Below are 12346 nucleotides of genomic sequence, written 5' to 3' on the forward strand. Positions count from 1 at the left end.
TACGAAGTCCGCAACCCAGACGGCGGCCTGCTCTCCAGCCTGCGGAAGCTCACGCAACAGCTGAGTGTGAGGTCAGGAGGTGGGGCCCTCCTCCATCGCGCCCAGGTTCGCTGCCCCCATCTGGGCCCACCGCGTGCTTTCATAAGCCATGCAGTCGGTGCCACCTGACGTCCTCTCCCGGCTCGATCTGGAAGGAGCCACACGCCGAGAGGCAAGTGCCGAGGAACCGTTGATACCGTCGTCGCCGGGCGCTACCGAACTGAACGAACGCGCTCCAGAGTTCGCGTCGTGGCTCGCCGGCCAACTCCAAGCCGGACTGACGCCTTGCCGCGGTCTGGTCGTCGCGGTCGCCAAACCCGAGACCGGCAGCAGGCCGGTTGCGCTCTGGGGTTTCGCCGAGCGAGTGACCTACCGGGCGTTAACCGATCTCCTCATGGCCGAGGCCAAACACGAGGTGGACCGCTCCAACGAGGGATACCGGACGTTCGCCTACGCGCCGCTGGCGTACGCCCAAACTCGGGGCAACCGGGTAGACGCCAACAGCCACAGCGAGTTGTCCTGGCCGGATAACGCGGTCGTCCAATACGTCGTGAAAGCCGACCTCGCGTCGTTCTACGACTACGTCGACCATGACATCCTCGCCCGCGAACTACTCCTCCGTACCGGGGACCACGCCACCATCGAGTGTCTGCTCGAACTCCTGCTCGAAGTCCAGCGCAGGCGTTACGGACTTCCTCAGCTGCTCGAGCCCTCGGATCGGCTCTCCGACCTGTACGCGAGCCGGGTGCTGCGCGCGCTGCGTCGCAAGCAGTGGGCTGCGTGGCGGTTCAACGACGACTTCCGAATCGCGACCGACACGTTCGAGGACGCCAAACGAGCGCTTGACGATCTGGCAGCAGCCGCCCGCGACAACGGGCTGACGCTCAACGAATCCAAGACCCGCACACCATCGTTCCGCGCCTACTGGGAGGAGAATGAGGTACCCGAGTACGCCGATGATGACGACGACAGCGACCCGCAGTGGGCGCTCGACACGCTCAACTCGACCGTGACCCCCCGCGACCTGCCAACGAGCACGGCTGCTGACCACCAGATCAACCTGCACGAGGCCGACCGTGCCGCGATCCGCGCCATCCGGAGTGCCCTCATCAGGCTGTCGGATCCCGCAGAACGACGGGCCGTCGACGTGATGCCGAAAGTGGTGAATGTCGTCGCCTTCGCCGCGTCCACGACACCGTATGTACTCCGCTATCTGAAAGCCATGGCCAACCTCGACCGTCCTGCAGTGACCCGCACCGTTACGGCGATCGCTACGGAGGTCAGCCTCAGCGACTGGCAGCGGCTCTACCTGCTCCGCGCTATCCGCGAACTCGGCCTGATGGATGTGGAACCTTTCACCGCTTGGATCATGGCCAACCGTGCGCAACGGTACGAGCCTGTCGTACGCGCCGAGGCCGCACTTGCCCTCGCAGACGCGAACAAGATCGAGCCGCAGGAGGTCGTCCGCGCCCTCGACGAGGAGCCGTCCTCATTGGCAACCTGGTACCTGGTTGCGCTACGACGCCTGCACCACCACGGAGCTGTATCGCAGGAAACCAACGATGCCGTTCGCGACGAAAGCGGCCTACACGCGACGATCCTGGCCCGGACGTGACACCAGAGCCCGTAACACTCGAGATCACCGAAAACGCTCTCGAAGAGCTGATCACCACCTACGCACGACACACCGCCACAGCAGCCGGCCGTCTACGTGACCGACCCCGCCACCGCGTCAACCTCGACAGTGACGCTGCGTCAGCCGACCGTGCTGCCTGCTGGCTCCGGTTGGTCAGCATCGTCGAGATCTACACCGAGGCACTCCTGACACATCTCGCCGGTGAGGCTCCTGGCCGAGCGCCCGGCGGCTGGAGCGACGTCATCGGTCTCCTGCGGCGGCGGCACAACATCGACGTGGCTGACATCCCGGCGTGGGAAAGCCTCGAGGCATGCTTTCTCGTCCGCAATGCAGTCGCTCATGGTCTCGGACGCTTCACAGCAAAGCAGCTCGAGAGAGAGACTCCCCGCAAGATGCGCGTCATCGGCGTGCCAGTACGCGACGGCATGGTCGTCATCACCGCGACCTCCCTGGCCCACTGTCTCGAAACCTGCCGCGAATTCATCACCAAGCTGGACACGCATCCTCAGGTCACCGCCGAGGCGATCACCGCGCCCGCCGCCACCGACGCCCGGGCCAAACACTGAACGGACAACGGCACGATGCCGAGTGGTGCCGAGGCCTCGCCGCCGCACAACTCCCCACGTGAACGGGAGGGCGCGGATCGGGGAATGTCCGCTGCGGACGATGGAGCGTCTGCCCTCTGGACTCATCTGCCGGCGCCTGCGGTAACTCCAGTCAGGCCCGGTTCCGCACCTGCTCGCCACCCCGTAACTGGCTCGATCACCGCACAGCAGAATGTGGCGCTGCCTGACACCGCCGTTGCGACTCGTTCAGTCGGCCGCTCCACTTTGTCCCCGGCCGGGGAAGGCTGGACGGACTGCGAATGCTCGACAAGGAGATTCGCTGCAAGCTCCGATCACTCCAGCGAGAAGCCCCATTCATCCCACGACCATGGCCACGGCGCATCGGGATTTTCGTTGAGTGGCGCCGAGAGGACTGCCGCCTCAGTCTCTGGGGTGAGTCCGGTTGGACGCACTGGGGCCTCACCACCGAACTGGCGGGAGAAAATTTTCGCCAGACGGAAGTAATCAGCGAACGGCCGAACCTGAGGATCCTCCCATCCCAGCCTGATCAAGAGGTAGGCGAGCAGTGATCCAACCGCCGGCCTGCTGGTATCAGGTAAGAAAGAGCCGACGAAACAATGCAATGGTTCAGGCACCTCACTTGGATCGCCACCCAGCTTATGCCAGCTGGCCGCTGCCATATGTGTAAGGCGCGTCGACTTCAATGTTACGCATGTGTTTGCGACGCAAACTAGGTCGAGGAACTCCCGCGCGTGCAAGGCGTGCTGCCCGGTGCCCGTCACCACATATTCATTGATCTTCTCGACGGCGACGTGATCACTGGACCATCCGTGAGCGTGCGCCAGTACGCCGTATACGATCGGGCTGACAAGCTCTTTGTAGGGCGTTCCTTGACGCGGGGCCGCCATACGTGCGATCTCTGCTGCCGTCTGGGTCGCTTCCTTGATATGTGCAGCCGTCAAGGTGAGCTTACATTCGAAGGCTGCCGCTACGCCGGAGGTCACGTACAGCTTCTTGTCGAGCAGCTTGCTGGGATAGCCCGGACGGAGTACGACCACGTCCACCTGCCTGCTCGCGGCTCCATCATGAGCGAGGATGCGGCCCTTCGTGCGTACCTGGTAGCTGCTCGGCAGCCATTCGCGCAGTAACCGAGCCCAGTTCTCCTCTCCCTCGTCGCCGGCAGTCCCTGGATCCTCGGTGGCGCGTAGCCGGATGCGTTCGTACTCGCTCGCCATCTCGCTAGTGGTTTGCTCGATCCAGGTGTCGAGCTCGTGTGGGCGGTGGGGGTTCGTCACGGAGAAAGAGTCTCAGTCTCCGCGTGGGACGGCCAGTTGCTATTGGCCGGCAGGACGGGTAAGGCCCTCCTACTTGGCGATACGACCGAGCGGATTGACAGCAGCACTGACAGCAACGGCCTCGGAGCATGAGGCACGGTTAGCGGCACCTGCGGAAGCATGGCCAGCCGCGGCCACGGGGGGCATGGACCGTTCCTGAGCCTCGAAGCGGGACAGGTGCAGTTGGGCGGCGACCGCGACTGCGTCGGTTGGTCCCCTGACGGTGCTTGGCGGCGATCAGGTTGTCGTGCGGAGTTCGAAGAACGCCGTCAGGTTAGGGTTTCGTCCTTGGTAGGTCACACGGTGTAGCTTCGATTCGCCTGCGCCCTGCCAGCTGTCGATAGGGGTCAACATGCGTGAGATTCTGCGTCGGTCGGTACGGGCGATCCTGTGGGACGAACGTGATCAGCTCGTATTGATCAAGAGGACGAAGCCCGGCCAAGCGCCTTACTGGACTGCGCCCGGTGGCGGCCTTGAACCGACTGACGCATCCCTCGATGCAGCCCTGCGACGTGAGCTGCGCGAGGAGTTGGGCGCGGAGGCAGAGCGGCTTAGCCAGGTGTTCCTCTTCAGCTCGCCGTCAGGCGAGGGAGTGTCCGTACAGCACTTCGTCTCCTGCCGGCTCGCCCGGGTCGACGAGAGCGCTCGTACGGGTGCAGAGTTCACTGATCCGGGTCGTGGTGGCTATGCCCTGGACCGGGTGGCCGTCGACCGCCTTCCTGAGGTGGATCTGAAGCCTGAGGCTCTGAAGGAGTTCATCCTCGCGAACGCCGATGCTTTGCTATCGGAGTTCAGCTAAGGCGGGCCAGATCCCTGCCGGTGCGAGCGTGAAGCGGCGCGCGGCTTGGAACACGTCCTGGGGGCGGCTCGCTCCGGCGGTGATCGCTGCGACCGCGCCGATGAACACTCGGTGCGAGACGATCAATGCTGTGTTTCCTTCACGCACGTGTCCGAGAATCGCCGAGGCGGCCGTCGCCCGTTCGTAAAGCGCTGTAAGGCTCTCGCCGCCGGCCAGGGCCGAGTCCGAGTCGCGGAGCCGGTCCGTGCGCCAGGTCCGGTACTCGGCTGGGTAGTTTTCCGGTCCTTTGCCGAGGACGCAGTCGGGGGCGCGCCACTCGGCGTACAGCGGGTTGGGAGCGGCGAGCGGCACGCCGAGCAGCGCAGCCAGGATCTCCGCGCTTGTGGCGGCGCGCGGATGCGGGCTGGTCAACACGATTGCAGGCCGGACACCGCAGTCACGAAGTGCGCGGGCGGTGGCTGCAATCTGTGCCGCGCCGCGCGCGGTGAGGGGCGTGTCGGGTCGGGCATGGGCGTGGGGGCTGGTGATCCCGTCGAGGCTGGCTCCGTGGCGGATCCAGAGGGTCGTCATGACAGGTGCCAGCCGCCGTCGACGTTGATCGCTTGGCCGGTGATGAAGCCCGCTTCCGGGGTGGCCAGGAAGGCGATGGCGGCGGCGATATCCGAGGGTTGACCCCGTCGTTTGATGCATTGTCGGTCGAGCTGGCGTCCGACCATGGCCTCGTGATCGGGTACGACGCTACGTTCTGCGGGGACCTCGATCGAGCCGGGCCGCACAGTGTTGACGGTGATGTTGTGGGGACCGAGTTCGCGGGCGAGCGCGCGGACGAGTCCTTCCAGGCCGCTTTTCGCGGCGATGTAGCCGGCGAGGTCGACGCGTCCGATCTGGGTCATGACTGACGAGACGGCGACGATGCGGCCGTATTTGTTGCTGACGAAGGCTGGTGTGGTGGCGCGGATCGCGGCGGCGTGCGTGACGAGGTTGAGTTCGAGCTGGTCGCGAAGGACGTTGAGGTCCGTCCGGCTCCACGGGATGCGGGGGTACGCGCCGGCGTTGCTGATCAGGACTGCGAGTTGGGTGGCGTGTTGCTCGATACTGGTGCGGAGTGCGGTCTGGGTGTCAGCGGCGGTCAGGTCGCCGGTGACGGTGTGGGTCTGTGCGCCGTGGTGGCGGGCGGCCTCGACGACCGCAGCGAGGTTGGTGTCGTCGTTCAGGTGGGTCAGGACGAGGTCGAAGGTGGCTGACAGCCGGGCGGCGATGGCCGCTCCGATGCCGGTGCCTGCTCCGGTGATGACGGCGATGGGGCGGCTCATGAGGGCGGCTCCGCTGGCGTCTGAGTGGTGAGTCCGAGGATCTGCTCCAGGGCGGCGTCGGGTGCGTAGAGGTCGGCGAGTAGGCCCAGCGACAGAGCAGCGTCGCGGGGTTCCAGTAGCTGTAGTGGGTAGACGGCGAGGATCCGCATGGCGAGGTACGGGCGTATCCAGGTGAGCAGGTCGGTGGCGGCGGAGAGTGCGAGCGGCCGGGCAAGCGTCGTGAGATATCGGGTGATGGCTTGCTGCCGGGCCGGCGATGGTTGGTGCTCATAGTCGATGCCGACGGCTCGGTGGGAGAGTCTTCTGAGCCGAACGGTGGGCTCGACAGCTTCGGCGAGTGACCTCCTGTGGTCGGCGTAGGCGCCGGGGTTGTAGTGAGGGACGAGCCAGGCGCCGTGCAGTCTCTGGTACCACAGGAAGCAGGCGATCTCGCCGGGGAGGGCGTTGAGGCCTGCGGTGTCGTAGTCGAACCAGACGGGCTGGTTGTCGGTGTCGAGGCCGATGTTGAAGTCGGTGGGGTCGCCCTGGGTCATCGCGGCCCAGACCTGCTCGTCGGGCTGGAAGGCGTCGCGTAGCTCGCTGACGAGGGCATGGAGGTCGAGCCGTCGGGGCTGTCCGTTGACCATGAGGGTGGTCTCTCGCAGCTCGGAGGGTCGGAGACCGTCGGCGTCGGCCAGTTTGAGCACGATCGGGTCGTGACCGTAGTAGTGGTCCAGCCTGCCGCGGGGCTGGACCCGGTCGCGGTAGAGCTTGCTGTTGGTGCGCGAGGCGGGGACGCGGCAGATGGTCGCGTCGATGGTTCGGCGGTAGTGCTGGAGGATCGCTTCGAGCCCACGATCGAGGTTGGCCGTGCTGTCTCCGTCGGTCGATGTGAGAGCGTCGAGGAGGAGGCCCGTGTCCGGGAGATCGGGTTGGTGGCGGTCATAGAGGGTGAGGGTCCAGTGCCCGATGCGGTGTTGGGAATGCAGCCCTGGTACCTGGTAATGGTGGCGGATTCGTTGGTATCCGGCGGCTTCGGCGGCGGCCTCCACGGGGTTCGGGTTCACTTTGGCGAAGAGGCGGTGCGGGCCGATGTCGAGGTGGAACGTGCGGTTCATGGTGAAGCGGCGGTAGCGGGCGACCCGGATCATCGAGGCCACCAGCCGGCGCGCTGCCCCGCGAAATCGGCTATGTCCTTGATGGGGATGGCGCGAAGGTCGCTCGCGGTTGACCAGAGAGTGTCGTCGTAGCAGTCCCGCACGGGACACGCATCGGCGACCGACATCAGGTGCGAGAACGGGGTGGCCACCGCGTGGTGGTGTGGCGATCCGGTGATCCACTTGGCGTAGCCGTGCCGTCCGTAGAGGCCGACCACGTGCGGCTGGGTGCCGTCCGGTCGGATGGTGAGCGCGGCGAGATGGGTCAGGCCGGTGTCGTTGCCGATGACCAGCTCGGCGGTGGCGAAGAGGTCAATGCAGTCGACCGCCGTTGGTCCGTGAAGTACTTCGATCTGACCTACGAATGCCGGAGGTTGGTGGCCCGGTGGTGTCACCAGGCTGAAGCGCCAGGCGCCCGAGTGGCGGGCCCTCAGGTGTTTGGCGAGGGCGGCGAAGTTGTCGATGCCGTAGTCCTTGCGGTCGGGGCGACTCGTCGTGGCCACGAAGACCACGTGGAATGGGTCTGGCGCTGCGACGGTCGACCGGAACCTGGGGCACGGATCACCGGATGCGGGGAGCCTGGCGCCGAGGGTCTGCTCGATGTCGAGGTAGTAGCGCATCGGCAGCGCCGCATGGACCTCGACAACGTCGACGTCGACGAGGTCGAGCAGCGTCGGAGGCGATTCCGGTACCGCGTCGAATTCCAAGGCGTTATCGCTGCTCCGCGTGCCCAGTTGGTGCCCGTCCCCGTACGTGACCGTGACTGGAAGGGTGCACCGGGCGATTAGGTCCGCCCGCCTGCCGGCGTACTCCAGTGTTTCGAACTGATCGTGTGTGGCGTCGTGAAGTGCCCGAGCCATGGCGAGGCCGAGCAGCAGGTCGCCGAGTCCGCGAGAGCCGAAGTCGACGCGCCACCCGGTCTCACGTACCGCGTCGAGCCGTGCCCGTCGCGGCGGGATCTCTCCGTTGGCTCGTCGATACGGCAGGAGCCGGCCGAGCGGCGCCTGTTCACGTCGGACGAGGTACCGCCCGCCGCGGTGGCACACCGGTTTCTCGACGAGGGTCACAGCGTTGTCAGTACGCACAGCGGGACCCCGTTGCGTTCGAGTAGTTGCCGGCCCTCGCCAGCGGTGTCTTCGACGAGGCAGAGCGCGCCGGTGATGTCGGCGCCGGCCGCGCGAAGCGCCTCGACGAGATTGGCCAGAGTGAGTCCGGTGGTGATCTCGTCGTCCACGATGAGGACGCGCAGTCCTTCGAAGTCGCCGTAGGCGAAGACCTCAAGACGCCGGGCATGCGGTTCGTGGAACACGAGCTTCCCGGGTAGGTCGAGGTTGACTTTCCAGGCGAGCCGATACTGGCTACCACTGGCCCAGGCCACCGCGATCGTCGGCACGATGCCGCCGGCATCCAGGCCCAGGAGAACATCGTGCGGCCGGTACGCCGGGTGCTCGCACCACCGCTTCCACAAGCTGCGTCCCGTCGCCAGGACCTGTTCCGCGCCCACGTCGGTGCGGATGCCATCAAGGCCGTGGACGACGCGGATCGGACGAGTGGTGTCTCCCACCCCGAGCCGGGTCACCCGGTCGGCGTGCAGAACCTCGTCAAAGGCGGTGGTCATCGAAGATCTGATCCTTCCGTCTGGAGCGTGTTGGACGCGACCGAGCAGCCGAGCACGTCGTGGTAGGTGAGGATTTTGGCGGCGGCCCCGCGGACCCGATGGGAGAGAATTTCGTCCTGTCGCCACCGGTCGCCACTGACCTCGGCCACCGCCGGGAGGTCGATGTCGGCGTCCGGATGGCTGGTGGTGAAGGCGAGACGAACCTCCTCGCTGGCGTCGAGGTCCACCCCGTCGGCGCGCAGGATGATTTTCATGATCAGCACGACGTGCTTGTAGACAGCGCGGACATCGGGCTCAGGGTTCGCGGCGAGTCGCCGCAACACCATCGCCACGAGCGGCAGCTCGCTGCGTGAGGCGCGGTCGTCGGTTGGTGCGTCGAAGGCGTTGAGGACGAGGTCGCTTCGGCGGTAGAGCAGGCCGCAGCCATCGCGGGCTATCTGCCGCACCGCGTGCAGTACTCGGGGTGGGACCAACCCGGCGAGCATCTCCCGGGTGGTGAACGACGACAGCGCGATCTTCTCCCCCGCCGGTCCGCTCTGGGGTACACGCCTGGTCTGAAGCCAGCGCAGCGGCAGCGTGTCGCGTACGACAAGTAGGTCGATGTCGCTCCATCCCGATTGCCAGCCCTGATGGGCGAGGCTCCCCGTGGCGGCGACGAGCGCGGTCTCAGAATCGGTCAGCCTGGCGACGCAGTCCGCGAGTACCGCTTGCAGCCCCTCCGGGATGGCCGTGTCCGCACGCGGCGGAACCCTGGCCCCGGACCTGCGGTGAGCAACTTCTGTAACCGCCCTCTTCAGCGCGGCCAGGCTGCGGCCGTTGTCGATGACCGTGTCGGCGATTGACGCGATGCGGTCTCCGCCCCGGCTTCGCTTGATCGCGTCGCGGGCGGAGAGCGACTCCATGGCCTCGGTGGCGCGCTGCGCGCGAAGCCCGTCCGGAAGGCGGAGGAACACAATCTCGCAGCGCTCCCCCCAGATCCTGCGGAGATGTGCTGTGGCGTCGAAGCGGTGCGCGCTCTCCAGGCTGATCCGGTGCGAGCCCGGGTTCAGCGCGGCGAATCGAAGGATCTCCTCCGTGAGCATCTGCGCCTGGGTCAGCTCGCCCCATTCGCGATACGGATCGGCCACCCCGAGCCGATCGGCGGCGAGCTGCATGAGGTAGCCGATCTTCAGCCGGGTGGCTGTGTGCTCCGTGCGGAGCAACTCGCCGACCGTGCTCTTGCCGCTCTCGGACATACCAGCGAGCACCCACAGGCGCTGGATCCGGTCCGGCGGCAGCGGAACGACGGGCACGTCGAGCTGCGTCAGCGACTCACGGATTTCACGCTGCACATCAAGGAGTGGGCGGTCCCCGCGCACCACGATGGCCTCGTACTCCCCGCCATCGACTTGTAGGCCGATCGCCTCGGCCAGTCGCCGCTGGTACTCGATGTAGCGTTCGGTGGTCGGCACAGGCTCACGTGCCACGGCGTGGTGCGCCTCGACTACCGGCTGGTCGCTGTGGCGCAGTAGCAGGTGCAGCTCACGGCGCGGCGCGGGGGCGTAGCGACGTGCTTTGGTCTCGACTTGCGCGAGCGCCTCGGTGGTGGAGATGCCGTCCTTGATCGCCGCTGTCGCGGCGCAGGTCGCCACAAGCATCGGCCAACCTCGGTCCTCCAAAGCCAAGGGGCCGCCACCGCCGCACCGCGCGGCGTGGGAGCTGAAGACAAGGTCGATGTGTTCGTCGGTGGTGCTGTCGACGAACCACCACTGACTGAAGTCTCGTCGCGACACCTCGGCCCATCGCCGGTCCCACCGATCGACTGTCCCGGTGAACTCGACATCCGGCATCGCCGACGCCAGCCAGCGGGCGTTCGTGGTCTTGCCGACGTTGTCGGCGCCGTTGAGGGTGACGGCGGTCCTCATCGCGGCTCCCGATAGCTCTTGAGCGTGCGCCAGTGAGGAATGCGGCGGCGACCTTCATGGATGTCGAGCACAAGGGTGTCGAAGGCTTCGGTGAGTTCGGTGAACTGCTGAAGCGCCAGCGAAGGATCGACGTCGCTCGGGTCCAGCTGGGCGGTCTCCGAGAATCGCCTCCACCGAATCCACGCGATGGCCAGGCGGTCGATCACGGAGCCGATCGTCTCGGTGTGCAACGGTGCCCCGCCCGCAGGCCGGATCACGTGCTCAACCCAAGAGTCGATCTCCCCGATGAGAGCGACGCGAGTGGCGTTGAGACGGTCGATCGATCTCTTGGCAGCAGCCACCACGTGGTCGTCAGCGGATGGGTCGCGGGAGATTGTCTCCGCCGCCCATTGTTCGCGGTGGTGCGAGGCGAGCCGGGACGCCGCGTGAAGGGGCACTGCCCAAGCCTCTGGCAGAACCTGCGGACGGCCGCCGAACGTACTGGTGATCAGGTCTGAGCTGGGCAGCGGTGGACAACGCTGCGGGTCGGGGGCGAGTGGTAGGTGACCGACGGAACGGAGGGGCATGGGTGAGCCTCCTTGGTCCTTGGTAGGGCGGCGGCCGGTGCTCGGTCTGTCAGGGCCGGAGGGTGGTGCCGGTATGGGCGGTGTTGTCTTGCCAGCGGTTGCCGACCGGACGCGGGGAGTTGATCGGCATTGGATTACTGGCGCGGTAGGGGTTACGGCGCATGGGTCGCAGGCTCGGCCCGTTCGGCAGGGTGAGGGGCGGGCGGAGCGTGTACCCATAGCGGGCGAGCAGGTGCTCGGGTTCTGCGGGAACGGCGGTCCAGGAGGGCAGGCCGATGCGGTCGAGGCGGGCGCGGTGATGGCTGAGCAGGGCGCTGCCGCAGCCGGCCTTCTGCCGCGTTGGGGATACGGCGAGGAGCGCCAGGTGGTAGTGCGGTTCGGTGGGCTGCTGCTGTGCGATCAGGCCATCAAGGGTGTTGAAGCGCTCAGCGTGTGCTCCGGCGGCCTCCACGAGGCGGGTCGGGTAGTTGGCCGGTGGCGGGATCGGTCGGTAGCGGTGAAAGCCGACGATGGCGGCGGCGAGGTCGTCGGTGAGGTGTACGTCGCCGAAGAACATCGCGTGCTCCACCCACACCGCGACGACGTCGGTCATCACCCGGCGGCGCTGCGCCGCGTCCGGTACCAGCCAGGCACCGAGCGGGCTGGGGTGCAGGGCGTCGGCGATCAACGCAGCGACGGCCTGCCTGTCTGTCCAGCGGGCGGCACGGATACGAACGCTGGGGTCCACGGCTGTTGTCATCTCCTCGGTGGTCTATCGGTAGGTGGCGGTGGCGAGGTCACCGATCGCGGCGTCGACGGCGGCGGTGATTTCCCGGACGGGGCGGTGGTGCTGGGCGGCGATGGTCTTCAGGTGGGCCGTGAGGGTGGCGGTGTCGTCGTCGAGGTAGAGGTGGTCGGCGAGGCCGAGGACGGCGACGAGTCCGGCGAGCGCGGCGGTGTGGTTGTCCGGTTGTTCGCGGCCGGCGGCGAGGTAGCGCAGACGGGCGCGGGCGACGACAGCCCATTTGGTGTCGGTGGGGAGGTAGGCGTCGGCGCGGACCAGGCCGCCGAGGCGGCGGCGGGCGGTGTGGCGCAGGATCCCAGCGGCGATGAGTCCGGCGCGAGTGCGCTCATACAGGTCGTCGGCGAAGCTACGCAGAAATGCCTTCACCGTCGGAGTCGCACGGGAGTACCGGATCGCGGCGAGGGCAGTGTCGGCAATCAGGTCACCGACCGGCTGGTCGGAGTTCAGGCGTAGCCACCAGTCCGCAGCCGGATGCTCGGCGTAGGAGTCGATGGTGATCCGCCCGGCGAGGAACAGGTCGATCAGCACACCGCCGGCCATGCCAAGGGCCAGGGCTTGGCGGTGCAGGTGCGGCTGGCCGGTGTCGTCGTGGTGCCCGAGCAGGAACAGCTCGTCGCGCAGCGACAGGTGGGGTATCGACGTGGTCATCCC

General features: G+C 66.8%; 13 protein-coding genes. 3 read left to right on the forward strand and 10 right to left on the reverse strand.

Annotated features, from left to right (window positions below; genetic code table 11):
- Nucleotides 1-157: 157 nt before the first annotated feature.
- Together FB454_RS15970 and FB454_RS15975 are read left to right on the forward strand one after the other, a co-directional pair.
- The gene (locus tag FB454_RS15970) at nt 158-1654 is read left to right on the forward strand and encodes a reverse transcriptase domain-containing protein (protein ID WP_186466368.1); all 1497 of its coding nucleotides are present in this window, start codon (nt 158-160) and stop codon (nt 1652-1654) included.
- Entirely contained in the window at nt 1651-2241 is a 591-nt protein-coding gene (locus tag FB454_RS15975) for a hypothetical protein (RefSeq protein ID WP_145752240.1), read from the forward strand. The genes FB454_RS15970 and FB454_RS15975 overlap by 4 nt, the downstream gene beginning before the upstream one ends.
- A gap of 332 nt (nt 2242-2573) precedes the next feature.
- Here FB454_RS15975 and FB454_RS15980 read toward each other — a convergent pair whose 3' ends face one another.
- Nucleotides 2574-3536, reverse strand: a complete 963-nt coding sequence (locus FB454_RS15980) for a DUF6602 domain-containing protein (RefSeq protein WP_013285722.1) — start codon at nt 3534-3536, stop codon at nt 2574-2576.
- Nucleotides 3537-3927: 391 nt separating this feature from the next.
- Here FB454_RS15980 and FB454_RS15985 point away from each other — a divergent pair, with 391 nt between their 5' ends.
- The gene (locus FB454_RS15985) at nt 3928-4374 is read left to right on the forward strand and encodes an NUDIX domain-containing protein (protein WP_013285721.1); all 447 of its coding nucleotides are present in this window, start codon (nt 3928-3930) and stop codon (nt 4372-4374) included.
- Here the strand turns inward: FB454_RS15985 and FB454_RS15990 are convergent.
- From FB454_RS15990 to FB454_RS16030, 9 genes are read right to left on the reverse strand one after another with little or no spacing between them, the layout of a single operon-like run.
- Nucleotides 4357-4944: a histidine phosphatase family protein gene (locus FB454_RS15990; protein WP_013285720.1), complete on the reverse strand. Its 588-nt coding sequence runs from the start codon at nt 4942-4944 to the stop codon at nt 4357-4359. The genes FB454_RS15985 and FB454_RS15990 overlap by 18 nt on opposite strands.
- Nucleotides 4941-5687, reverse strand: a complete 747-nt coding sequence (locus FB454_RS15995; protein WP_013285719.1) for an SDR family NAD(P)-dependent oxidoreductase — start codon at nt 5685-5687, stop codon at nt 4941-4943. The genes FB454_RS15990 and FB454_RS15995 overlap by 4 nt, the downstream gene beginning before the upstream one ends.
- Entirely contained in the window at nt 5684-6817 is a 1134-nt protein-coding gene (locus FB454_RS16000; protein WP_013285718.1) for an RHS repeat protein, read from the reverse strand. The genes FB454_RS15995 and FB454_RS16000 overlap by 4 nt, the downstream gene beginning before the upstream one ends.
- Nucleotides 6814-7890 (reverse strand): glycosyltransferase family 9 protein, encoded by a 1077-nt coding sequence (locus tag FB454_RS16005; RefSeq protein WP_013285717.1) that lies wholly within the window; start codon nt 7888-7890, stop codon nt 6814-6816. Before FB454_RS16005 ends, FB454_RS16000 begins: the two co-directional genes overlap by 4 nt.
- On the reverse strand, nt 7887-8441 hold the full coding sequence (locus tag FB454_RS16010; RefSeq protein ID WP_013285716.1) for a phosphoribosyltransferase: 555 nt from the start codon (nt 8439-8441) through the stop codon (nt 7887-7889). The genes FB454_RS16005 and FB454_RS16010 overlap by 4 nt, the downstream gene beginning before the upstream one ends.
- The gene (locus FB454_RS16015; protein WP_145823135.1) at nt 8438-10345 is read right to left on the reverse strand and encodes a hypothetical protein; all 1908 of its coding nucleotides are present in this window, start codon (nt 10343-10345) and stop codon (nt 8438-8440) included. Before FB454_RS16015 ends, FB454_RS16010 begins: the two co-directional genes overlap by 4 nt.
- Entirely contained in the window at nt 10342-10911 is a 570-nt protein-coding gene (locus FB454_RS34885) for a DUF4254 domain-containing protein (protein ID WP_013285714.1), read from the reverse strand. The genes FB454_RS16015 and FB454_RS34885 overlap by 4 nt, the downstream gene beginning before the upstream one ends.
- A gap of 49 nt (nt 10912-10960) precedes the next feature.
- Complete coding sequence (locus tag FB454_RS16025; protein ID WP_049794829.1) at nt 10961-11650, reverse strand: GNAT family N-acetyltransferase; 690 nt, start codon at nt 11648-11650, stop codon at nt 10961-10963.
- 12 nt (nt 11651-11662) lie between these two features.
- Nucleotides 11663-12343 (reverse strand): GOLPH3/VPS74 family protein, encoded by a 681-nt coding sequence (locus tag FB454_RS16030; RefSeq protein WP_013285712.1) that lies wholly within the window; start codon nt 12341-12343, stop codon nt 11663-11665.
- Nucleotides 12344-12346 lie beyond the last annotated feature (3 nt).

It is taken from the genome of Micromonospora sp. CNZ297, from assembly GCF_007827625.1.

What these genes read in the sequence shown, in the direction of transcription:
- FB454_RS15985 (WP_013285721.1), top strand. Translation starts at nt 3,928, where the DNA reads ATGCGTGAGATTCTGCGTCGGTCGGTACGGGCGATCCTGTGGGACGAA.
- FB454_RS15990 (WP_013285720.1), bottom strand. Translation starts at nt 4,944, where the DNA reads ATGACGACCCTCTGGATCCGCCACGGAGCCAGCCTCGACGGGATCACC.
- FB454_RS15995 (WP_013285719.1), bottom strand. Translation starts at nt 5,687, where the DNA reads ATGAGCCGCCCCATCGCCGTCATCACCGGAGCAGGCACCGGCATCGGA.
- FB454_RS16000 (WP_013285718.1), bottom strand. Translation starts at nt 6,817, where the DNA reads ATGATCCGGGTCGCCCGCTACCGCCGCTTCACCATGAACCGCACGTTC.
- FB454_RS16010 (WP_013285716.1), bottom strand. Translation starts at nt 8,441, where the DNA reads ATGACCACCGCCTTTGACGAGGTTCTGCACGCCGACCGGGTGACCCGG.
- FB454_RS16015 (WP_145823135.1), bottom strand. Translation starts at nt 10,345, where the DNA reads ATGAGGACCGCCGTCACCCTCAACGGCGCCGACAACGTCGGCAAGACC.
- FB454_RS34885 (WP_013285714.1), bottom strand. Translation starts at nt 10,911, where the DNA reads ATGCCCCTCCGTTCCGTCGGTCACCTACCACTCGCCCCCGACCCGCAG.
- FB454_RS16025 (WP_049794829.1), bottom strand. Translation starts at nt 11,650, where the DNA reads ATGACAACAGCCGTGGACCCCAGCGTTCGTATCCGTGCCGCCCGCTGG.
- FB454_RS16030 (WP_013285712.1), bottom strand. Translation starts at nt 12,343, where the DNA reads ATGACCACGTCGATACCCCACCTGTCGCTGCGCGACGAGCTGTTCCTG.